The sequence below is a fragment of the Cobetia sp. ICG0124 genome (genome assembly GCF_004006355.1).
Lineage (GTDB): Bacteria > Pseudomonadota > Gammaproteobacteria > Pseudomonadales > Halomonadaceae > Cobetia > Cobetia marina.
This window is the reverse complement of record NZ_CP024893.1, coordinates 1,245,515-1,267,554: the sequence shown is the minus strand read 5'-3', so window position 1 is coordinate 1,267,554 and position 22,040 is coordinate 1,245,515. Positions and strand designations below refer to the sequence as shown.

Annotated in this window: 20 protein-coding genes and 3 pseudogenes; 13 read left to right on the top strand and 10 right to left on the bottom strand. The window is 62.9% G+C overall.

Translation table 11 applies throughout. The features are described 5' to 3' along the window. Positions 1–46 precede the first annotated feature (46 nt). The 9 genes and pseudogenes from ureC to urtA form a co-directional block, all read right to left on the bottom strand. A complete protein-coding gene (gene ureC / locus CU110_RS05845) occupies positions 47–1,750 on the bottom strand; it encodes an urease subunit alpha (RefSeq protein ID WP_084208278.1) in 1,704 nt (567 codons plus the stop codon). Positions 1,751–1,873: 123 nt separating this feature from the next. Further along, on the bottom strand, positions 1,874–2,203 hold the full coding sequence (locus tag CU110_RS05840; RefSeq protein ID WP_084209655.1) for an urease subunit beta: 330 nt from the start codon (positions 2,201–2,203) through the stop codon (positions 1,874–1,876). A gap of 11 nt (positions 2,204–2,214) precedes the next feature. Then, positions 2,215–2,517, bottom strand: a complete 303-nt coding sequence (ureA, locus tag CU110_RS05835; RefSeq protein WP_024952521.1) for an urease subunit gamma — start codon at positions 2,515–2,517, stop codon at positions 2,215–2,217. Positions 2,518–2,559: 42 nt separating this feature from the next. Then, a complete protein-coding gene (locus CU110_RS05830; protein WP_127734889.1) occupies positions 2,560–3,399 on the bottom strand; it encodes an urease accessory protein UreD in 840 nt (279 codons plus the stop codon). A gap of 11 nt (positions 3,400–3,410) precedes the next feature. Continuing rightward, on the bottom strand, positions 3,411–4,121 hold the full coding sequence (urtE, locus tag CU110_RS05825; protein WP_127736743.1) for an urea ABC transporter ATP-binding subunit UrtE: 711 nt from the start codon (positions 4,119–4,121) through the stop codon (positions 3,411–3,413). A gap of 38 nt (positions 4,122–4,159) precedes the next feature. Next, complete coding sequence (gene urtD, locus CU110_RS16010) at positions 4,160–4,987, bottom strand: urea ABC transporter ATP-binding protein UrtD (RefSeq protein WP_084208277.1); 828 nt, start codon at positions 4,985–4,987, stop codon at positions 4,160–4,162. Between the two features lie 45 nt (positions 4,988–5,032). After that, positions 5,033–6,109: pseudogene (gene urtC / locus CU110_RS16005) on the bottom strand (urea ABC transporter permease subunit UrtC); the annotation flags it as partial. A 3-nt stretch (positions 6,110–6,112) separates the two neighbouring features. Then, complete coding sequence (gene urtB, locus CU110_RS05815) at positions 6,113–7,765, bottom strand: urea ABC transporter permease subunit UrtB (protein ID WP_240499688.1); 1,653 nt, start codon at positions 7,763–7,765, stop codon at positions 6,113–6,115. A gap of 135 nt (positions 7,766–7,900) precedes the next feature. Next, positions 7,901–9,175, bottom strand: coding sequence for an urea ABC transporter substrate-binding protein (gene urtA / locus CU110_RS05810; RefSeq protein WP_084208274.1), 1,275 nt, complete (start codon positions 9,173–9,175; stop codon positions 7,901–7,903). A gap of 122 nt (positions 9,176–9,297) precedes the next feature. Between urtA and CU110_RS05805 the strand changes: the two genes are divergently transcribed. The 11 genes from CU110_RS05805 (at position 9,298) to CU110_RS05755 (ending at position 19,822) form a co-directional block, all read left to right on the top strand. Further along, positions 9,298–10,719, top strand: a complete 1,422-nt coding sequence (locus tag CU110_RS05805; RefSeq protein ID WP_084208273.1) for a PLP-dependent aminotransferase family protein — start codon at positions 9,298–9,300, stop codon at positions 10,717–10,719. Between the two features lie 534 nt (positions 10,720–11,253). Then, complete coding sequence (locus tag CU110_RS05800) at positions 11,254–12,669, top strand: cytochrome ubiquinol oxidase subunit I (RefSeq protein WP_084208272.1); 1,416 nt, start codon at positions 11,254–11,256, stop codon at positions 12,667–12,669. Positions 12,670–12,686: 17 nt separating this feature from the next. Then, on the top strand, positions 12,687–13,694 hold the full coding sequence (gene cydB / locus CU110_RS05795) for a cytochrome d ubiquinol oxidase subunit II (protein ID WP_084208271.1): 1,008 nt from the start codon (positions 12,687–12,689) through the stop codon (positions 13,692–13,694). Positions 13,695–13,705: 11 nt separating this feature from the next. Beyond that, positions 13,706–13,918, top strand: coding sequence for a DUF2474 domain-containing protein (locus CU110_RS17530; RefSeq protein WP_084208270.1), 213 nt, complete (start codon positions 13,706–13,708; stop codon positions 13,916–13,918). A gap of 262 nt (positions 13,919–14,180) precedes the next feature. Further along, positions 14,181–14,645, top strand: a complete 465-nt coding sequence (locus tag CU110_RS05785; RefSeq protein WP_084208269.1) for a methylenetetrahydrofolate reductase C-terminal domain-containing protein — start codon at positions 14,181–14,183, stop codon at positions 14,643–14,645. Continuing rightward, positions 14,642–15,613: a methylenetetrahydrofolate reductase gene (locus CU110_RS05780; protein ID WP_084208268.1), complete on the top strand. Its 972-nt coding sequence runs from the start codon at positions 14,642–14,644 to the stop codon at positions 15,611–15,613. The genes CU110_RS05785 and CU110_RS05780 overlap by 4 nt, the downstream gene beginning before the upstream one ends. A 195-nt stretch (positions 15,614–15,808) precedes the next feature. After that, on the top strand, positions 15,809–16,978 hold the full coding sequence (locus tag CU110_RS05775) for a TauD/TfdA family dioxygenase (RefSeq protein WP_084208263.1): 1,170 nt from the start codon (positions 15,809–15,811) through the stop codon (positions 16,976–16,978). After that, the gene (locus CU110_RS05770; RefSeq protein WP_077373977.1) at positions 16,978–17,577 is read left to right on the top strand and encodes an HD domain-containing protein; all 600 of its coding nucleotides are present in this window, start codon (positions 16,978–16,980) and stop codon (positions 17,575–17,577) included. Before CU110_RS05775 ends, CU110_RS05770 begins: the two co-directional genes overlap by 1 nt. A 261-nt stretch (positions 17,578–17,838) precedes the next feature. Further along, on the top strand, positions 17,839–18,165 hold the full coding sequence (locus CU110_RS05765; RefSeq protein ID WP_077373980.1) for a gamma-glutamylcyclotransferase family protein: 327 nt from the start codon (positions 17,839–17,841) through the stop codon (positions 18,163–18,165). 44 nt (positions 18,166–18,209) lie between these two features. Further along, a complete protein-coding gene (locus CU110_RS05760) occupies positions 18,210–18,686 on the top strand; it encodes a GFA family protein (protein WP_077373983.1) in 477 nt (158 codons plus the stop codon). A 185-nt stretch (positions 18,687–18,871) separates the two neighbouring features. Next, a complete protein-coding gene (locus CU110_RS05755; protein WP_127734883.1) occupies positions 18,872–19,822 on the top strand; it encodes a LysR substrate-binding domain-containing protein in 951 nt (316 codons plus the stop codon). A gap of 42 nt (positions 19,823–19,864) precedes the next feature. Here CU110_RS05755 and CU110_RS05750 read toward each other — a convergent pair. Then, a pseudogene (locus tag CU110_RS05750) lies at positions 19,865–20,650 on the bottom strand (LysR family transcriptional regulator); the annotation flags it as partial. 164 nt (positions 20,651–20,814) lie between these two features. Here CU110_RS05750 and CU110_RS05745 point away from each other — a divergent pair. Both CU110_RS05745 and CU110_RS05740 read left to right on the top strand, forming a co-directional pair. Next, positions 20,815–21,321 (top strand): annotated as a pseudogene (locus CU110_RS05745) (lactoylglutathione lyase family protein); the annotation flags it as partial. Further along, positions 21,298–22,035, top strand: coding sequence for a haloacid dehalogenase type II (locus tag CU110_RS05740; protein WP_346427185.1), 738 nt, complete (start codon positions 21,298–21,300; stop codon positions 22,033–22,035). The pseudogene CU110_RS05745 and the gene CU110_RS05740, both read left to right, overlap by 24 nt. Positions 22,036–22,040: the final 5 nt, after the last annotated feature.

The following is a 22,040-nucleotide window of genomic DNA, read 5'->3' as shown; positions in this document are numbered from 1 at the left end:
TAGGGAGTCAGAACAGGCACTTGAAACAGGCCCTCAGAACAGGCCTTCAGAACAGGTGGTAGCGCTGGGCCAGTGGCAGCTCGCTGGCTGGCTCACAGGTCAGCAGCTCACCGTCGGCGAAGACTTCGTAGGTCTCGGGGTCGACCTTGAGCTCCGGGCAGGCGTCATTGAGTTTCATGTCGCACTTGCGCACCTGACGCACGTCGCGGCAGGCGGACAGCGGACTGTCGAGCCCCAGCGCTTCCCCGACACCGGCCTTGAGCGCCGCCTGACTGACGAAGGTCAGGCGCGTGGCACTGGCCGCCTTGCCGAAGGCGCCGAACATCGGCCGGTAATGCACCGGTTGCGGTGTAGGAATCGAGGCATTCGGGTCGCCCATGGGTGCGGCGGCAATCATGCCGCCCTTGAGGATGCAGGCCGGTTTGACTCCGAAGAATGCCGGCGACCACAGCACCAGGTCCGCCAGCTTGCCGACCTCGATGGAGCCGACTTCATGGGCGATGCCATGGGTGATGGCCGAGTTGATGGTGTACTTGGCGATATAGCGACGCGCGCGGAAGTTGTCGGTGCCGCGCTCGCTGTCTTCTGCCAGCAGGCCGCGCTGTTCGCGCATCTTGTGCGCCGTCTGCCAGGTACGACAGATCACCTCGCCCACGCGGCCCATCGCCTGGGAATCCGAGGACATCATCGAGATGACACCCAGGTCATGCAGGATGTCCTCGGCGGCGATGGTCTCGCGACGAATACGCGAATCGGCGAAGGCGACATCCTCGGGAATGCTCGGGTCCAGGTGGTGGCAGACCATCAGCATGTCGAGGTGCTCATCCACCGTATTGACGGTGTAGGGACGCGTCGGGTTGGTGGAGGACGGCAGCACGTTGGGCCGCGAACAGGCGGTGATGATGTCCGGCGCATGGCCGCCACCGGCGCCTTCGGTGTGGAAGGTGTGGATGCAACGGTCCTTGAAGGCCGCCAGGGTATCCTCGACGAAGCCTGATTCATTCAGGGTGTCGGTATGGATCGCCACCTGCACGTCGTAGGCATCGGCGACTGTCAGACAGTTGTCGATGGAGGCCGGCGACGTGCCCCAATCCTCATGCAGCTTGAGGCCGATCACGCCGGCCTCTATCTGCTGCTCCAGCCCCTCGGGCAACGAGGCATTGCCCTTGCCGAGAAAGCCGATGTTCATCGGCAGGCTATCCACCGCCTGCAGCATCTTGCCGATATGCCACGGCCCCGGCGTACAGGTGGTGGCATTGGTGCCGGTGGCCGGCCCCGTCCCACCGCCGAGCATGGTGGTGATGCCGCTCATCAGCGCCTCTTCCACCTGCTGGGGGCAGATGAAGTGGATATGCGGGTCGACACCGCCGGCAGTCAGGATCTTGCCCTCGCCGGCGATGATCTCGGTGCCCGGGCCGATCACGATATCCACGTCAGGCTGGGTGTCGGGATTGCCGGCCTTGCCGATGGCCGCGATGCGCCCGGCCTTGAGACCGACATCCGCCTTGACGATGCCCCACCAGTCCAGAATCAGCGCATTGGTGATCACGGTATCCATCACGCTCTCATCAGCGCGCTGGCTCTGGCCCATGCCATCGCGAATCACCTTGCCACCGCCGAACTTCACCTCTTCGCCATAGTGGGTGAAGTCCTTCTCCACCTCGATCCACAGTGCCGTGTCGCCCAGACGCACGCGGTCACCGGTGGTCGGGCCGTACATGTCGGCATAGGCCTGTCGCGCTATCTTCATGGGTTGCCTCTTGATCCCTGAGCCGCAGTCTCTGATCCCTGAGCCGCAGTCTCTGAATGAGCTCCAAGATAAATGCCTGTCGGCGCCATTGCCTGACGCCTTGACGGAAAGGTTGTCACTCGCTCAGCGCTCGACACTGCCGTCATCCTTGAGCTGTCCCATCACCTCGCCACGGAAGCCATAGATATGGCGACTGCCGGCGAAGGGGATCAGCGTGACGTCACGCGTCTGCCCGGGCTCGAAGCGAATCGCCGTTCCGGAGGCGATGTCCAGGCGCTGTCCGAGGGCGGCCTCGCGATCGAACACCAACGCCGGATTGGCCTCGGCAAAGTGATAGTGCGAGCCGATCTGGATCGGTCGGTCGCCGCGATTGCCGACCGAGAGCGTGGTGCGCAGGCGGTCCTCACAGAGAGAGATCTCGCCGTCCGCCACCTGATATTCACCGGGAATCATCATTGCTCACCTCACACGATGGGGTTGTGAACGGTCACCAGCTTGGTGCCATCCGGGAAGGTCGCCTCGACCTGCACCTCGGGAATCATCTCGGCGATGCCTTCCATCACGTCATCACGGGTCAGCACCTCTGCCCCGCGCCCCATCAGCTCAGCCACACTCAATCCTTCGCGTGCGCCTTCCAGAATCTCGGCGCTGATCAACGCGATGGATTCCGGATAGTTGAGCTTGAGGCCCTTGGCCTTGCGGCGCTCGGCCAGCAGTGCTGCGGTAAACAGCAACAGCTTGTCCTTGTCTCTTGGCGTCAGTTCCATGTCGTGGCTCTTGTGGTTGTCATTGCGTGGGGGCTCTCGAGGTCAGGTCAGCCAGATACGCGGCACCTGTGCCTCAAGCCCCGTCATCATCGGGCGCAGGATCTGCCATGCCTGCTGGCACAGTGCCCAGGCCTCGTTGCGTTCATGGCCGAGATAGCGCAGCAGCAACACGCCCTCGCGGCGCGTCACCGCCCATCGCGGAGTGGCAGGCATCGCCTCGCGCAGGGCCTCGATGGCCGCCGCCTCATCGTTAAGTCCCACCGCCCACAGCGTGGCCTGGACACTGCAGCCGCCCTGCCCCCAGCGCCCCATGAAGCGCGGATGCAGCGGGTCCAGCGACTGGCGCTCGATCCACACTGGCTTACCGTCACGCGTCAGGCGGAAGCGTTGTTCCAGATGGCCGCTGACGAAGGGCAGCTCACCGACGGGCCGGCCGAGTGCCAGCACTTCCCAGCCCAGACAGCGAGCATTGCCCTCAAGCTCGAGGGTGGTGGTCTGCTCGCCGCGCGAGCCATTGAAGGCCAGCGTCTCCTGAGGCAGCCATTCCAGCGTGGCGCCGTCGGCGACCTTGAGATGCGTATGCTGGCCCCAGGCCACGCCGTTGCGATCCGCCTTGTAGAGCTTGGCCGCCGCCGGCGTGGTCAACAGCACCTGCGCGCCTTCCTCGATCTCTGCCGTGATATGCAGCGCATCACCACTGACCAGCCCGCCGGGAGGGTGCAGCAGATAGACATGGCAGCATCCGTGGCGGCCTTCCGGATAGAACGGGCGCTGCACGCGCAGCGGGCCGTGATGACGACGACGCGTCAGTCGCGTGATGGGGCCTGCGCCATCGCGGGTGTCGCCGGACGCGACATCCGTCGCGCCGTCTGCGGAAATCATGCGCTGGATGGTCATACGGTCAGGTGCTGCTTGATCAATTCATCGGACAGCGCCGCGATCTCGCCTTCGGCCACCCGCCGGCCGCGATCCATGATCACGAAGCGATCGGCGTACTTGCGCGCGAAGGGCAGCTTCTGCTCGACCAGCAGCACCGTCAGGCCGTCTTCCTTGATCAGGCGCCGAATGACCTCGCCTATCTGGGCGACGATATTGGGCTGGATGCCTTCGCCGGGCTCATCGAGGATCAGCAGGCGCGGTTCGATCACCAGCGCGCGGCCGATGGCGAGCTGTTGCTGCTGGCCGCCGGACAGGTCACCCCCACGCCGGTGACGCATCTCCTTGAGCACGGGGAACAGCTCATAGATGCGCTCGGGAATCTGACGCAGTCCATCACGACGTACGGCCAGGCCGGTGCGCAGGTTCTCTTCCACCGTCATCATCGGGAAGATCTGACGCCCCTGGGGGACATAGCCGACGCCCAGGCGGGCGCGCTCCTCGAGCTTGCGGCGTGTCAGATCAAGCGGCTCCCACGCTCGCCGGCGATACAGCAGCTTGCCGTCACGGACACTCTCCTCACCCATGATGCACTTCATCAAGGTGGTCTTGCCGACACCGTTGCGGCCCATCACGCAGGTGCATTGGCCGGCGGGAATCTCCAGCGTGAGATCCCACAGCGTATGACTCTCGCCGTAGAACTGATTGAGCGACTCGATGCTCAGCAGCGGCGCCACGTCATTCGCCGGGATGTCCTGCGCTTGCGTCATCCGTCACTCTCTCCCAGGTAGACCTCGACGACCTTGGGGTCGCTCGATACCTCATCCATGCTGCCTTCCGCCAGTACCGAGCCCTGATGCAGCACCGTGACCTTGCGCGCGATGGAGCGCACGAAGCCCATGTCGTGCTCGACCACCACCACCGACTGGCGTCCCGCCAGGCTGGTCAGCAGCTCCGCGGTGCGCTCCATCTCCTGCTCGGTCATGCCGGCCACCGGCTCATCGACCAGCAGCAGACGCGGTTTCTGCATCAACAGCATGCCGATCTCCAGCCACTGCTTCTGGCCGTGGGACAGGATGCCCGCCTCGCGCGCATGCCATTCCTTGAGATGAATCGTCTGCAGCACTTCCTCGATCCGATCCCGAGTCTCGCCGGTCATGCGCGCGGTCAGGGTCGGGAAGATGCGCTTGTCGGTGGCCATCGCGAGTTCGAGATTCTCGAACACGCTGAGCGCCTCAAAGACGGTGGGCTTCTGGAACTTGCGGCCGATGCCCAGGGTGGCGATCTCGGGCTCACTCATGTGCAGCAGATCGTGGCGGCTACCGAACCACACCGAGCCACTGTCGGGGCGCGTCTTGCCGGTGATGATGTCCATCATCGTGGTCTTGCCGGCGCCGTTGGGGCCGATGATGCAGCGCAGCTCACCATCGTCGATGGTCAGGTTGAGGTCGTTGATCGCCTTGAAGCCATCGAAGCTGACACTGACATCCTCCAGATAGAGGATCGGCCCGTGGGTCACATCCACCGGCGAGACACGTGGGGTCAGGAAGTCGAACACGCGATCCCGCGTGGCCATCTCTTTCAACAGGCTCATGCCGTGGCCTCCTGACGACGAGCGCCTGCCCCAGCCACGCTGGGCGAACAGGCCGGCGATGCCCTTGGGCAACAGCACGGTGACCAGCACGAACAGACCGCCGAGAGCGAACAGCCAGGCGTCCGGCATGATGCCGGTGAACACCGTCTTGGCGTAATTGACGATCAGCGCGCCCAGCACGGCGCCGTAGAGCGTCGCGCGGCCGCCGAGCGCCACCCACACCACCACCTCGATGGAGAACAGCGGCGAGAACTCGCCGGGATTGATGATGCCGACCTGCGGCACATACAGCGCTCCCGCCACTCCGGCCAGCATCGCCGAGACCACGAAGATGAACAGCTGGACACGTTCGACGCGATAGCCCAGAAAGCGCGTGCGCGCCTCGGCGTCGCGACAGGCGATGCTCACGCGTCCGAGCTTGGAACCGACGATGCCGCGACACAGCAGATAACCGAGTCCCAGCGCCACACCGCTGGCGATGAACAGCGCGATGCGTACCGCATCCGTGCGCAGATCGAAGCCGAGAATGTCCTTGAAGTCGGTCAGGCCGTTGTTGCCGCCAAAGCCCATCTCATTGCGGAAGAACGCCAGCATCAAGGCGAAGGTCAGCGCCTGGGTGATGATGGAGAGATAGACACCGGTGACGCGGGAGCGGAAGGCCAGGAATCCGAACACCAGCGCCAGCAGCCCCGGTGCCAGCAGCACCATCAGGAAGGCGAAGCCGGGCATGTCAAAGCCCTGCCAGAACCACGGCAGCTCCTGCCAGTTGAGGAAGACCATGAAGTCCGGCAGTTCCGGATTGCCATACACGCCGCGGTCGCCCACCTGGCGCATCAGGTACATGCCCATGGCGTAACCGCCCAGCGCGAAGAAGGCCCCGTGGCCCAGGCTGAGGATGCCCAGGTAGCCCCAGACGAGATCCACCGCCACCGCCAGCAGCGCATAGCACAGGTACTTGCCCAGCAAGGTGACGGTGAAGGTGCTGACATGCAACGGGTTACTCTCGGGCAGCAGCACATGCAGCAGCGTGACCGCGAGTACCGACAGTGTCAGGACTGCCAGGAATATCTGGGTGGAGCGCTCCGTGAAGGGGCGCGCCAGCCAGGAACGTGAATCAGGCATGGATCAACCCTCCGCGGCGCGGCCCTTCTGCGGGAAGAGTCCCCGCGGGCGCTTTTGAATGAACAGGATGATGAACACCAGCACCACGATCTTGGCGAGGACCGCACCCGCCCAGGGCTCGAGGAACTGATTGAGCAGCCCCAGCGACATGCCGGCCACCAGCGTGCCCCACAAATTGCCGACCCCACCGAACACCACCACCATGAAGGAATCGATGATGTAGTTCTGGCCCAGGTTCGGCCCGACGTTGGTGATCTGCGAGAGCGCGACACCGGCAAGGCCGGCAACGCCGGAGCCGAGTGCGAAGGTCATGATGTCGACACGCGTCGCCTTGATGCCCATCGAGCGCGCCATGGCACGGTTCTGGGTCACCGCCCGCACCTCGAGCCCGAGACGGGTGCGGCGCATGATCAGCATCAAACCGGCGAACACGAACAGCGCGAAGCCGATGATGTAGAGGCGATTGAGCGTCAATGACAGCGCCTCATTGATCATCAGCGAGCCGCTCATCCACTCCGGCGTGACCACGATGCGATTCAGGGGCGAGATGGTGGTACGCACCAGCTGCTGCAGGATCAGGCTGATGCCGAAGGTGGCCAGCAAGGTCTCCAGCGGACGCCCCTTGAGGTGCTGGATGACGCTGCGCTCGATGATGACGCCCACCGCCGCCGCGACCAGAAAGCCTGCGGGAATGGAAAGCAGCAGTGCCAGCCCCGGCTGCCCGGGCAGCAGCTGCTGCATGCCCCAGGTGGTGTAGGCGCCCAGCATGATCAGTTCGCCATGCGCCATGTTGATCACGCCCATGACACCGAAGGTGATGGCAAGCCCGATGGCAGCCAGCACCAGTACCGAGCCCAGCGAGAGGCCGAAGTAGAGCGTCTCGAGCCCGCTGTTGAGCTTGAGCTTCTGCTCGATACCGGCCAGTGCTACCCGGGCGGCCTTGGCCAGCTGCGGGTCATCACTGGCCGCGGCACCATTGATGGCGGCGATCGCCGCGGCATTCAGGCTGCCGGACAGCGTCTCCAGCGCCGCAGGGTCGCCATTGGCTTCCAGCTGCTGGATGGCGAGCGCCTCCGCCAGGGTGGCGCGGGTATCAGCATCGGCTTCCTGCTCGATCAGGCTTGGCAGCCGCTCGGCCATGGTCTCATCGACACTGCCGCGCAGGCCGCGCGCCGCCGCGAGCCGGACCTCGGCCTCCGGGGACAACAGGTCGATCATCGACAACACACCATCGATATGGCCACGCAGCGAGTTGTTGCTGCGCAGTGTCTCGAGCTCACGCCGCGAGACCTTGCCGGCGGAGTCGCCGGACAGGGCGTCGGAAACGGCCCATTCGCGGCCGCGATTGCTGTCGATGATCAGGAAGCGCTCGCCGCTCTTGAGGCGAGCCAGCTTGCTTGAGGAGAAGGCTTCCAGCCAGCCACGCGCGCGCTCATCGCCGCTCACGGCGATCTCATCGATCACGGCCGGCTTGGCGGGATTGCGCGCCTCGGCAAGTCGGGTCAGCAAGGTCTGGGCAGCGCCGTCAGACAGACGCGCTGACTGCCCAGTCGCGGATTCGGACTGGGCAGCGGCAAACAGGGGGAATGACAGAAGACAGATCAGCAGCATCCTCTGCCAGCACCAGCGGAACATCGTTGCAACGGAGATAGACATCAAGAAGGCCATCCATGGTGAACGCGCGAAGGCGTCATCAGTCTCCGAGGGCGTCGCGACCTCGGAGACTGACACTCAGCGAGGCGGCACGCAGGCTCACATGCGCGCCGCCTCACTCTCAGAACGTGCTACGCCTCATTGCGTGGCGACGTTCTGTTGAGCCCCACAGGAATGGGTCACGACGTTGTAGTTGCCGCACTCCATCGGTTTGCGCCAGTCGCTGATCAGGTCCTTGGAACCTTCCAGATAGTCCGACCAGGCATCGCCTGCCACGGTGGAGGGGGTCTGCCAGACGACGGAGAACTGGCCGTTGTCCTGGATCTCGCCGATCAGCACCGGTTTGGTGATGTGATGGTTGGGCATCATGGTGGCGTAGCCGCCGGTCAGGTTGGGAACGGATACGCCGATGATGGCGTCCTTGACCGCATCGACCTCGACACTGCCTGCCTTGCGAGCGGCTTCCATCCACATGTTGAAGCCGATGTAGTGGGCTTCCATCGGGTCATTGGTGACCGCATCTTCCTTGCCGGTGTAGGCGATCCACTCATCGATGAAGTCGTAGTTGGTGTCGCTGTCCACGCTCATGAAGTAGTTCCAGGCCGCGAGATGCCCGACCAGCGGTGCAGTATCGATGCCCGAGAGCTCCTGCTCGCCCACCGAGAAGGCCACCACCGGAATGTCCTCGGCATCGATGCCCTGGTTGGCCAGCTCACGATAGAACGGCACGTTGGCATCGCCGTTGATGGTGGACACCACGGCCGTCTTCTTGCCGGCGCTGCCGAAGGACTTGATGTCCGAGACGATGGACTGCCAGTTGGAATGACCGAAGGGCGTGTAATTGACCATCACATCCTCGTCGGCCACACCGTGAGACTTGAGGTAGGCGGCCAGGATCTTGTTGGTGGTACGCGGATAGACATAGTCCGTGCCTGCCAGCACCCAGCGCTCCACGCCCACATCGTTCATCAGATAATCCACTGCCGGAATCGCCTGCTGATTGGGCGCCGCCCCGGTATAGAAGACATTCTCCGAGGACTCCTCGCCCTCATACTGCACCGGATAGAACAGCAGGCCGTTGAGCTCCTCGACCACCGGCAGCACCGACTTGCGCGAGACGGACGTCCAGTTGCCGAAGATCACGTCGACCTTGTCCTGCGCCAGCAGTTCACGCGCCTTCTCGGCGAACAGCGGCCAGTTGGAGGCCGGGTCGACCACGACGGGCTCCAGCTTGCGTCCCAGCAGCCCGCCCTTCTCGTTCTGCTTCTCGATCAGCATCAACATGGTGTCTTTCAGTGTCGATTCACTGATCGCCATGGTGCCGGACAGTGAATGCAGGATGCCGACCTTGATCGGCCCCTCTTCCGCCTGGGCGACATTGGCCAGCGAGAAACCGACACAGGCGGACAGCATTGCGGCAGCAATTTTCTTGTTCACGACATTCCCTCGTATCTTGTTGTACTTGTTATCCCGACTGAGGTAGTGCAATTGATGTGCCAGCTCCTTGCCTCCCCGACTCCTCCAGGAAAGCCCTCATGAAGCGTTATGAACGCTTTGCCGCCGAGATCTCCAACCTGATTCGAACCGGCATTCTCGCGCCGGGTGAGCGCGTGCCGTCGGTGCGTCAGGCCAGCAAGGCGCATGGCATCAGCCCCTCTACCGTCTTCCAGGCGTATTACCTGCTGGAGAATCAGGGATTGATCAGTGCGCGGCCGCGCTCGGGATATTTCGTGCGCGACAATGCCTCACGGATACTTGATGAGCCGCATGTCGCCCTGCAGCAGCAAGCCCCTTCCGATGTCGCCGTCAGTGAACTGGTGTTCTCGGTGCTGGGCTCACTGCGCGACAACGACACCGTGCCCTTCGGCTCTGCCTTCCCGAGCCCGGAGCTCTTTCCGCTCGCGCGGCTTGCGACCAGCATGACGCGTGGGCTGCGCCAGCTGTCATCGCATGCCGTGATCTCCGACATGACCACAGGCCATCCTGACCTGTGCCGACAGATCGCTCAGCGCTACATGGTCAACGGCATGCAGCTGCCGACAGAGGCGCTGGTGATCACCAATGGCGCCATGGAAGCGCTCAATCTTGGCCTGCAATGTGTCACCCAGACCGGGGACCTGGTCGCCATCGAGGCGCCGGCCTTCTATGCCACGCTTCAGGTGCTTGAGCGGCTCAAGCTGCGCGCGGTGGAAATTCCGGTACACCCGCGCGACGGGATCGATCTCGAGGTGCTCGAGAATCGTCTGGAGACGCTGCCCATCAAGGCCTGCTGGTTCATGAGCCATCTGCAGAATCCGCTGGGGGCCAGCTTGAGCGATGCGCGCAAGGCGCAACTGTATGCGCTGCTCTGCCGTCATCAGCTGCCGATGCTGGAGGATGATGTCTACGCGGAGCTTTATTTCGATCAACGTGCCGAGGTGTCGCCCCCGCAGCCCGTCAAGGCGCTGGATGTCGAGGGCCTGGTGATGCACTGCGGGTCGTTCTCCAAGTGCCTGGCGCCGGGCTATCGGGTGGGCTGGATATCCGCGGGGCGGCATACCCGGGAGATTTCGCGCCTCAAGCTGATGACGACCATCTCGCCATCGCTGCCTGCCCAGGTGGCCCTGGCCGACTACCTCCAGCATGGCGGCTACGACCGCCACCTGCGCAAGCTACGCCTGGCGCTCGAGACCCAGCAGACGGCCATGCTGGCAGCCATTGATCGCTACTTCCCTGCAGACACCCGCGTTACCCATCCCCACGGGGGCTATTTCCTGTGGTGCGAGCTTCCCGAGCACATCGACTCGCTGGCCCTGTTTCAGCAGGCACTGGCCCACGGCATCAGCCTGGCGCCGGGGCCCATCTTCTCGGCCACCCAGGGCTTCAAGCATTGCATTCGCTTGAGCTACGGCCACCCGTGGGACGCGGCGTCAGAGCGCGCCATGCAAACATTGGGTGAATTGCTCAAGGCAGCCTGACACGCGGACCACTCAGGTTGTATGCGATATGCGATATGCGATATGCAGGATGCGAGAAGCGCCTTGAGTATGTGCGCATGAGTGCGCGCAAATACCGCAGTCCTTGCTGCCGCCTTGCCACACAGTCTTCACGCGTTATCCGCTGCGTCAAAACAGTCTTTTGCGGTGCATATCACTCGCTCGAGAGCCGCTTGCCACGCCTTGATTGCGCACCGTTTTACTCACCTTGATTGCCTGCCCTGATGCCGCATGTGTGCCCCTGCAGAGTGCGCCAGAGCCCGCCATGGCGGGGCCTGCCGCCTAGGGCGATGAGGCCCCTCCTGTCCGGCTCGCCTTGCTGGATTCTTGCCATACCGCCTGGCTGGCGGGTTGACTGGCTCACGGGCATTTCACGCCAAGCCAAGGTTCAGCTCGCAACTGATATGGTTTTTTCTCGCACAACTGAGCCTGTTATGGGATCAGGCGGCTCCCTAGAGTAGCGGCGAAGATTCAGGCAGGGCCGTCCCCCTTGCCGCCTACTCAGGAGACATTGCCATGTTCGGCACCGAGGCCATCGACCTGGCCAGGATACAGTTCGCCTTCACCATCTCGTTTCACATCATCTTCCCGGCCATCACCATTGGCCTCGCCAGCTATCTGGCGGTGCTGGAAGGCATGTGGTTGAAGACAGGCACACAGGTCTACCGCAATCTCTATCATTTCTGGTCGAAGATATTCGCGGTCAACTTCGCGATGGGTGTGGTGTCGGGACTGGTCATGGCCTACCAGTTCGGCACGCATTGGAGCGGTTTCTCGGCCTTTGCCGGCAGCGTGACCGGGCCACTGCTGACCTATGAAGTGCTGACCGCCTTCTTCCTCGAAGCCGGCTTCCTCGGCGTGATGCTATTTGGCTGGAATCGCGTCGGTCGCGGCCTGCACTTCTTCTCGACCTGCATGGTCGCACTCGGCACCCTGGTCTCGATGTTCTGGATCCTGTCGTCCAACAGCTGGATGCAGACCCCACAGGGGCACGAGGTCATTGATGGCATCGTCGTGCCGGTCGACTGGTTCGCGATCGTCTTCAACCCCTCCTTCCCCTATCGCCTGGCCCACATGGCACTGGCCTCCTTCCTGAGCACCTCGCTGTTCGTCGCTGCCTCCGCCGCCTGGTTGCTGCTCAAGAAACGCGACACCCCGGAAGTGCGCAAGATGCTGGTCATGGCGGTGCTGATGTTGATGGTGACCGCCCCGCTGCAGGCCTTCGTCGGCGACATGCATGGCCTGAATACGCTCAAGCACCAACCGGCCAAGATCGCGGCCATCGAAGGTCATTGGGACAACAGCCATGGGGAACCGACGCCGTTGATCCTGTTCGGTGTGCCCGACATGCAGCGCGAAGAGACGCGCTTCGCGCTCGAGATCCCGGCTCTCGGCAGCCTGCTGTTGATGCATGACATCGACAAGCAGGTACCGGCGCTCAAGGACTTCCCCGCCGCGGACCGTCCCAATTCGACCATCGTGTTCTGGAGCTTCCGCCTGATGGTTGGCCTGGGCCTTGCGATGATTCTGCTCGGCCTCTCGGGTGTCTATCTGGCTCGCAAGGGTAGGCTCTTTATCTCGCGGCGCTGGCTGAGGCTGGCCGTCGCCATGGGGCCGGCCGGTCTGATCGCGATACTCGCGGGCTGGTTCACCACCGAAGTCGGCCGCCAGCCGTGGGTGATCTACGGTTTGATGAGAACGGAAGATGCCGTCTCTGCCCACAGCGCCGTTCACCTCAGCATCAGCCTGACGGCCTTTGTCACGGTGTACTTCATCGTCTTCGGCACGGGGATCAACTACCTCTTCAAGCTGATCAAGAAAGGGCCGGCGGGTGATGACAGCCACGCCCCCAGCGGCGGCCCCGGCAAGCCACGCACGCCATCCCGCCCACTGTCGGCCATCGAGGAATCTCTCGACGGCACCACTCACTGACCGGAGCGATGAACGCTATGGGTATCGACCTTTCTGTCATCTGGGCGGGCATCATCCTGTTCGGCCTGATGATGTATGTGATCATGGACGGCTTTGATCTGGGCATCGGCATTCTCTTCCCGTGGGTGGAGGAAAAGGTGGACCGCGATGTGATGATGAATACCGTGGCCCCCGTGTGGGATGGCAACGAGACATGGTTGGTGCTGGGCGGCGCCGGGCTATTTGTAGCCTTTCCGCTGGCCTACGCCGTCTTGCTGGAAGCCCTGAGCATTCCCCTTGTCGCCATGTTGATCGGCCTCATCTTCCGCGGTGTCGCCTTCGAATTTCGCTTCAAGGCCTCGGACGCGAGTCGCCACTGGTGGGACAAGGCCTTCGTGGGCGGCTCGGTGCTGGCCACCTTCAGTCAAGGCGTCGCACTGGGAGGCTACATCCAGGGCATCGCCTTCGATGGGGTTCACTTCAGCGGCGGTTCGCTGGACTGGTTGTCACCCTTCCCGCTGTTCTGCGGTGTGGCGCTGCTGTTCACCTATGCATTGCTCGGCAGCACCTGGCTGATCATGAAGACCGAAGGCATTCTCCAGGCGCGCATGTTTGCCCTGACGCGCCCGCTGACGCTGTGGGTATTGATCATGATCGCGGCCGTCAGTCTGTGGACTCCGCTGGCGCGCCCCGCCATCGCCGAGCGCTGGTTCACGCTGCCGCAGCTGTTCTGGTTCCTGCCGGTGCCAGTGCTGGTAGTACTGGCCGGTTATGCGCTGATCCGCGCCGTCGCCCTTGAATATCATGCCCAGCCTTTCCTGCTGGTGCTGGCCTTGATCTTCCTGGGCTACAGCGGTTTCGGCATCAGCATGTGGCCTGACATCATTCCCGGTCATGTGACGATCTGGGAAGCGGCCTCTCCGCCACAGAGCCAGGGCTTTGCCCTCGTCGGTACGCTCTTCATCCTGCCGATCATCCTGGTGTACACGGCGTGGAGCTACTTCGTGTTCAAGGGCAAGGTCCGTCACACCGATGGCTACCATTGAGAGGTACTGACATGACATCCCCGACACGCGAGTCACATTCAGTGCCACTGCACGCCCCCACAGCCAGGCCCAGCATCGAGCCATCCGGGACGCCTGCGCGCCCGGCCAGCTGGCTCAGCAAAGTCGGCTGGCTGGTGGTCATCTGGGGAGGCAGCGTCAGCGCGCTGGGCCTCGTCTCTCTAACACTGCGACGCTTCATGCAGGCCGCGGGCCTTACACCATGAAAGCAGCGAAAGAAGACATCACGTAGACACAAAAAGACGCCGGAGCAGCGAATGCTCCGGCGTCTTTCTAGGTTTCGGGGGCTTTCAGGGCTACGGAGGCTTTTTGGCTTCAGCCAAGCAACGATGCCTCTCCCGCTTATTGTGCGCCTTTCGATAGTGACGCTGTCGCCCACGGGATGTCGGCCCGGGTGGCGGCCATGCGAAGATAGCGCTCCAGAACGCCCATGGCGTTACCCCCGCCAGTGTTTGACAGGAGGCATGCGTGTATTCGATTCGTCTGTGGGCCGCACGTTACGCGCGACTGCTGGAGCTCACCTATCGGGCCGTCGAGCCGGTGATCATCAAACTGCAGCCGCTGTGGAAGTCTGTCGGTTACGCACGTGCCGAGAAGCCCGTCGCCAGCTTGGAGCAAGCCTGCAAGGGTTTGCTGTTTGACTGTCAGATGTGTGGCCAGTGCATTCTGAGTTCGACCGGCATGTCCTGCTCCATGAACTGCCCCAAGAATCTGCGCAACGGTCCCTGCGGCGGTGTCATGCAGAATGGCAACTGTGAAGTCGAACCGGACAAGCGTTGTGTCTGGGTGGAAGCCTGGGAAGGCAGCCAGCGAATGAAGGACAGCGACGCGATCCAGGTCGTGCAGTTGCCGGTGGACCACCGCCTGCAGGGCACTTCATCCTGGCTGCGTGTGGCTCGGCAAGCCGCTGAGCGTCGAGAGAGCCTGAAATGACCTCCAGACTCACTATCCCGGACAACACCCAGGCGCCACCTGCCGAGCGCCATGGCAACGTCGGTCACCTGGAGCGAGTGCTCAGAAGCGGTCAGTTCGCCGTTACCGCCGAGCTGGCGCCTCCCGACTCGGCTGACCCACGGGACGTCCATGCACGCGCGCAGCTGTTTGCCGGCCATGTCGATGCCATGAACGCCACCGATGGCTCGGGCGCCAATTGCCACATGTCGAGCGTGGCGATGTGTGCCCTGCTGGCCCGCGAAGGCCATGAGACGGTGATGCAGATCTCCTGTCGTGACAGAAACCGCATCGCCATCCAGGGCGATGTGCTGGGGGCCTCGGCGCTGGGCATCCGCAACCTGCTGTGTCTGACCGGCGATGGTGTGCAGGTCGGGGATCACCCCGAGGCCAAGCCGGTGTTCGACCTCGATTCCCTGTCGCTGCTGGAAATCGTCGCCGGACTGCGTGACAAGCACGCCTTCGCAAGCGGCCGGTCACTGACCTCTGCGCCTCAGGTATTTCTGGGCGCCGCCGCCAACCCCTTCGCCCCGCCCTTCGCGTTTCGCCCTCATCGTCTGGCCAAGAAGATCGCCGCCGGGGCTCAGTTCATCCAGACACAGTACTGCTTCGACCTCCCACGCTTTCAGGACTTCATGCATCGCGCTCGTGATCTGGGCCTGGTGGAAAAATGCTTCATCCTGCCCGGCGTCGGCCCGCTGGCCTCGGCACGTACCGCCGAGTGGATGCGTCGCCATGTCCCCGGCGTGCATATCCCGGACGAGGTGATCGAACGCCTCAAGGGTGCCAAGAATCAAAAGGCGGAAGGCCGTGACATCTGCATCGAGATGATCCAGCAGTTGCGTGAGATCGAGGGTGTGAGTGGCGTGCATATCATGGCGCATCGTCAGGAAGCGTCTGTGCCGGAGATCATCCAGCGCGCAGGCATTCTGGGGGAACGAATGCCATGAACACCCGAACCTCATCCAACCCCTTCTCCGCAAACCCGCTGACATATGACTGATAGCGTCAGACTCCAGGAAGCTACGGGATGGCTCCATAAGAAAAATGCATACCCTCCAATAACACTCACCCCCTACTTAGGTCCCATGCCTCGCTCCCATAATGGCCACGATATACAACCGTGCTAATGGAGAGATGCCTGCATGTCCCTGACCAATGCCCTGTCCGACGCGCTGCCGCTGAGCCTGAGCGAGTCGCCGCTGTCACTGAACCTGATCACCGCTGAAGGCCTCGAGCCGGTCAGCCCGCTGTGGCTGCGCGAGCGCACCCAGGACCCGGAGCAGCTCGATGAAGTCACCACCCAGCGTCTGTTCGATTCGCATGCCATCGACGTCAATCTCGAGTTGACCGCGGCGCGCCCGGTCGATGAGACGCACGTGGAATTCACTTTCAGTGACGGGCATTGCGAGGTGTATGACCTCCCCCTGCTGGCGCATGAGCTGCAGGGCATCACGCCGTTCCCCAAGGCCGAGAGCTGGGATGCGGGCATCGATCAGCAGGCGCAGCGCGTCGACTGGGAGAAGATGGGCAACAATGAGGACTTCCAGAAGGCACTGGAGGCCTATCTGCGCTTTGGCTACATCATCGTGCAGAACGTGCCGACCGATCCGGAGCGCATTCTGGAAGTGGCCGGTCACTTCGGTTACGTGAAGGACACCAACTTCGGCAGCTACTTCGAGGTGTATTCGCGCCCGACCGGCAACGATCTGGCCTATCGCAGCGTGGCACTTGGACCGCACACCGATAATCCGTATCGTGATCCGGTGCCGGGCATCCAGATGCTGCATTGCCTGGTCAACGAGACCACTGGCGGCCTGTCCACGCTGGTCGACAGCCTGAATGCGCTCAAGCAGCTCAAGGCCGAGATGCCGGAAGGCTATGAACTGCTGCGCACCACCCCGGTGGGCTTCCGCTTCCTGGATGCCGGTACCGAGCTGACCACCCGTCGCTGCGTGATCCGTGAGAGCGCCGATGGTGAGCCGATCGGCGTCAACTACAGCCCGCGTCTTGATCATCTGCCGCACATGTCGCTGGAGAACACGCGCCGCTACCATCAGGCCCGTCAGCGTCTTGGACAGCTGTTCCAGGACCCGGCCAACGAGATTCGCTTCCAGCTCGAGTCCGGTGAGCTGATGATGTTCGACAACACCCGCGTGCTGCATGGCCGTACGGCGTTCGACACCAATGAGGGGCATCGTCACCTGCAGGGCTGCTACATGGACAGCGACGGCCCGCGTGAGCGCTTCGCCACGACCCTGATGCGTCAGCGTCAGCAGCAGGCACAACAAGAAAACCGTGAGGAAATGGCGTAATGGATCAGGTTTCATTCACCCAGATGAAGGACGGCACCGCAGAAGACTATGCGTTGCTCGAGCGTCTTGAGGATCAGTTCAATGAAGGGCTGGTGGAGCGCCTCAAGCTTGCCCTGCGCAAGCTCGATGATGGTCTGAGCGGCTACAAGGTCAGCCGTCTGGAGCACTCCCTGCAGTCAGCGGCACGTGCCGAAGCCGACGGTGGCGATGATGATCTCGTCGTCGCGACCCTCCTGCATGACCTGGGTGACGAGCTGGCGCCCTACAATCACTCGCAGCTGGCCGCCGCCATCATTCGCCCGTATGTGCGTGCCGAGGTCACCTGGATCATCCACCACCATGGACTGTTCCAGAAGTTCTACTACGGTCACTTCTACGGCGAAGACCGCAACGAGCGCGAGATCTACAAGGATCACCCCTGGTATCAGAAGTGTGTGGATTTCTGCGAGCGTTATGATCAGGCGGCCTTCGACCCCGACTATCCGACCCCGCCGCTGGAGCACTTCGAGCCGGCTCTGCGTCGCGTCTTCGCACGCAAGCCCTTCGATCCGGACGTGATCGGCGAAGAGCCCGCCGGCGGTTTCGACAGCCGCGTCTGAACGTGTGGATGGCGGGCGCATGAATCGCGCCTGACCTGCTCCACTCCTGTGATTGACCATTGCCCCCACTGGCCCGCCCAGTGGGGGCAATGTGGTTTGTGGGCGTTGCGTTGAGCGCACCACGCCAACAGGGGGTTGAACCTCGCCACTCAGCCTTCATCATCGTGGGGCAAGGCAAGTATCCATGAAGACTGTCCCTGATGATGCGGCAGTCTCGCTCCTTGAGACGCATTCCCCCTCCCCGACCCGACAGGCAGACACATGGAACACCTCTTCATCTATGGCCCGCTGGGGCCAGGCGGACTCAACGAACATGTCATCGCCAACATCGATGGCGAATGGCGCCCGGCCTATCTGCGCGGCCGACTCGAGAACAGCGATCAGGGTACCGAGCACAACTTCCCCGGGCTGGTGGTCGACAACACGGGGCAGGTGATACGCGGCCACGTCTTTTCCTCACCGCAGCTGCCCGAGCATTGGGACGCTCTCGATGACTTCGAGGGCCCCATCTATCAGCGTCGCGTCACCACCGTCATTCTCGACGACAATCGTGAGCTCGAGGTCTATGTCTATGCGCTGGCGATGTGAGAATCTCCTGCCGGGCAGGCAGGGCATCACAAGGAGGATTTCTCATGCAGCTTGAAGGTTCGTGCCACTGCAAGGCCGTCACATTCCAGCTTGAGTCGCCGCATCCCTACCCGTACCAGCGCTGCTACTGCTCGATCTGTCGCAAGACGGCAGGCAGCGGCGGCCATGCGATCAACCTGGCGGGCGACGCCGGCACCCTCAAGGTGGAAGGCCGCGAGCACATCTCGATCTATCACGCGGTGATCGACGGGGTCGAAAGCCCGGCGGAACGTCATTTCTGCAAGCACTGCGGCAGTGCACTGTGGCTCTACGATGCCCGCTGGCCAGAACTGATCCACCCGCAGGCGGGGGCGATCGACACCCCGCTGCCCGTGCCACCGGAGCATGTCCACATCATGCTCGACAGCAAGGCCAACTGGGTGGAAGTCGCGCACGAGGCGCGTGATGCCCATCACGCCGAGTATCCCGACGAGAGCATCGCGGCCTGGCATGCGCGAATTGCCGAGCGCGGCACTCAGTAAGCTCAGGAACGCCCTCCAACAGGAACAGGTGCGACCCTGGTCAGGATCAGGTGCGACCTCGCGCCCTGATTCGCCGGGCTGAGCGTTGATGTCACTCGCTGCGTCGCGTATAAGTGCCGCCTATACAAGGCGGCGCTCTTGCCTGGACAGGATCGCCGTGACAGTGCATCACAGCGAGGACTCCCGTGCCGGCCCGAAAGACACGCTCCCCTGCGCCAGACGATACCGCCAGCCCTCTGGATGACCTGCCCTCCCTGCGCGGGCTGGTCGCCTTTGACGTGACGGTTCGCCTGGGCTCGATGACGGCTGCGGCCAATGAGCTGGATACCACCCAGCCCACCATCTCCCAGCGCATCCGCGCGCTGGAGGAGCACCTGGGCCATCCGCTGTTCGATCGCCAGGGCGGCAGGCTGATCCTCAACCACTACGGCGAGACCTTCCATACCGAACTGGCAGGCGGACTTGGCCAGGTCTGCAGCGCCGTCACGGAAGCACGTCGCAAGGTGCACAAGCCGACACCGCGCATCACCATCGCCGCGGGTGCCGGTTTCGCCCACGTCTGGCTGCGCCCGCGGCTGGAGCGGTTGGAGCAGGCCTTTCCGGAGTGTCACTTCACGCTGCTGCCGATCGATCGCGATGAAGACCCGCAGATGCAGCAGGCCGATATCGCGATCCGCTTCGGCCCGCCGCTGACGGGCGATCATCGCGATACGCTGGTGGTCGCGGAGCGCGCCTTTCCTGTCTGCTCCCCGGATTACGCGCGGCGTCATGGGCTGGAGAAGGGGTTGGATGCCGAGGCGCTGTCGCGCATCACGCTGCTGCATCTGGACATGCGCGATAGCCGCTGGCTGGACTGGGCCACCTGGTGTCGTCATGCGGGACTGCCGGTACCGCGTCTCGACAAGGCCTTTCCCTTCAACAACTTCCCGCTGACGCTGAACGCCGCCGTCAACCATCAGGGAGTCGCGCTGGGCTGGAGTCACGTCATTCAGGACCTGCTCGACAACGGCTCGCTGATCGCCCTGACGCCGCATATCTCGCGTGACCGTCATGGCTATCGCATGAGTGTCCGCCATCCCAACAGCGCCGTGATCCAGCCCATCACCCGCTGGTTGAACCCGTCTGGCGCGCGCTGACAGCGGCCACTCCGCCCGCGTGATCCACCACAGCGTATCCACCACCTCGACATCCCCGTCTGCGGGTGCCACCACCTTGATGGCCTGAGGATTCTGGAAGGCCTCACGGGCATGGCGAGGCACGACACTGAAGCCCAGCCCGCAGGCCACCGGTTCCAGAATCAGGCTGATCTGATTGGTGGAGCCACTGCGCGGCAATGAGCGGACGCCCGGATTGCCCGGGAAACGCCGACTGAGCAGTCGTGACGCCATGTCCTGGCCATCGGGATGATCGATGAAGCCCAACGTCTCGAGATCGCGCCAGTCATGGATCTCGACACCCGCCGGCACCACCAGCTCAAGTGGCTCGCGGGTCAGCTCCGTCACGCTCAGGCGCGGGTCATCCGGCTTCTGGGTGACGATGCCCAGCTCGAAGCGATTCTCAAGCACTGACTCCACCACTTCGCGCGTGGGGGCGAAGCGATGATGGATATTGAGACCGGGTGACGCCTGCTGCAGCGCCAGCAAGCGGGGGTAAAGCGCCAGTCCGATGCTACCCGGCGTGATCAGCCGAATATCCCCGTGACTGTCTTCATTGCCGGCCAGGCGCTGGGCCAGGCGCTGCTCCGCCGTCTCCATCTCGCGCGCGTAATCCAGCAACGCATGGCCGGCCGGTGTCAGCTCGAGCTTGCGAGGATGTCGAATCAACAGCTTGCCCAGCTGGGTTTCCAGATGTCGCACATGCTGGCTGACAGCGGCCTGGGTCAGATCGAGCTGCTCTGCGGTGCGCGTGAAATTGCCGACACTCACCAGAGTGCGGAAGGTACGTAACCACTGGGGTTGCAGCATGTCGGCTCCTCGGCGACGACGCCGGTCCGCCATAACGAACTCTTATCACTATCATAACAGCTACGTAGTTTTCATTATTGCTCATGACACCCAAGATGGCATCCAACGTCACGCAGACAGTGACTGAGCCAATTCCCTTCACGACTCCCTTCACGAGGTGAATCATGAGCAGCGAAAAGCACACACCGTATCCGCGCACCTTCTCCCACATCGGCCTGTCCGTCGGTGATGTGGAAGCCGCCGTCAAGTTCTATACCGAGGTACTGGGGTGGTACGTGGTGATGGAGCCGACCACCATCACCGAAGACGACTCCGCCATCGGCGTGATGTGCAGCGATGTCTTCGGTCCGGGTTGGGGCAGCTTCCGCATCGCCCACCTGTCCACCGGTGATCGTATCGGGGTCGAGATCTTCGAATTCCCGAACCACGAGACGCCGGAGAACAACTTCGAGTACTGGAAGACCGGCATCTTCCACTTCTGCGTTCAGGACCCGGACGTCGAAGGGCTGGCCGAACGCATCGTGGCCGCCGGCGGCAAGCAGCGCATGCCGGTACGCGAGTACTTCCCGGGCGAGAAGCCGTTCCGCATGGTCTACATGGAAGACCCGTTCGGCAACATCCTCGAGGTCTACAGCCACAGCTATGAAATGACCTATGCCGCCGGTGCCTATCAGAACCCAGGAGTGTTCATGTCCACCCCAAAGCCCGTCTCCGTTCTGGTATTCGACGTCAACGAGACCCTGCTCGACATCACCACCCTTTCACCGCTGTTCGGGCGCGTCTTCGGCGATGAAGGCGTGCTGCGTGAATGGTTCGCGCAACTGGTGCTGTATTCCCAGACCATGACGCTTGCGCATCGCTATACCCCCTTCGGTGAGCTTGGCGTGGGTGTCCTGAAGATGGTCGCCGATATCCATCAGGTCACGCTCAAGGACAGCGATATCGATGAGCTCAAGTCGCGCATGGCCGAGATGCCGGCTCACCCCGACGTCGCACCGGCGCTTGAGCGCTTGAAGCAGGCCGGTTTCCGTCTGGTGACCCTGACCAACTCTCCCGCCGGTGCCTCACCGACACCGTTGGAAAAGGCCGGCATCAGCGAGGCCTTCGAGCAGCACTTCAGTGTCGGAGCCGTGGAACAGTTCAAGCCGGCGCCCGCGACCTACCAGCACGTGGCCGAGCAACTCGAGGTCAAGCTCGATGACATGTGCATGGTCGCCTGTCACGTCTGGGATACCATCGGCGCCCAGGCAGCCGGCATGCAGGGTGCACTCCTGACGCGTCCGCACAATGCCGTGCTGCCGGCAAGCAATGTCCCGACACCGGACCATGTGGCCGATGAGTTGATGACCCTGGCCGATCACCTGATCGCCACCCGACACGCCTGAGACGT